This window comes from Blautia faecis (assembly GCF_027662325.1).
Classification (GTDB): domain Bacteria; phylum Bacillota; class Clostridia; order Lachnospirales; family Lachnospiraceae; genus Blautia_A; species Blautia_A faecis.
This window is the reverse complement of sequence record NZ_JAQDKY010000122.1, coordinates 1-501: the sequence shown is the minus strand read 5'-3', so window position 1 is coordinate 501 and position 501 is coordinate 1. Positions and strand designations below refer to the sequence as shown.

Sequence of the window (501 nt, the reverse complement as noted above, 5' to 3'; positions counted from 1 at the left end):
TTTTATGAAAATTATAAAAAAATCGAAAACCGGAACCAAAAATCAGAAAATTAAAACAAAATGCTTTAGGAAATATCGTGAGATCCTTTGAGCCAAAAATCTTGACACGGTTTCTCACACTCTCTATAATGAGGATATATTTCGGTTTAGAGTTATAGAAGTAAAGCGGGGGAAGTTTTTTGACAAAAGAGGCAATTTATCAGTATGTAAAAGAGCAATATGGAACAACACCGGAGCATCTTTGGAAGCGGGATCCTAAGTCAGCGGTGCTTCGGCATAAAAACGGAAAATGGTATGCAGTTTTTATGAATGTAGATAAGAATAAATTAGGAATTCCGGAAGAGGGAAGCGTAGACATTATGAATGTGAAATGCAATCCGGAGTTAAATGGGTTTATTGCACGAACCTATGGGATTAGGCCAGGGTACCACATGAATAAGGAGCATTGGATATCTGTAGTATTGGATGGCTCTGTTGGAGATGGTAAAACACTGGATTTTT

The 501-nt window shown here is 36.9% G+C and carries 1 protein-coding gene; it reads left to right on the top strand.

What is annotated here, in order from left to right:
* Positions 1–179: 179 nt before the first annotated feature.
* On the top strand, positions 180–501 hold a 322-nt coding region (locus PGQ38_RS19445), incomplete at its 3' end, for an MmcQ/YjbR family DNA-binding protein (protein WP_270433231.1).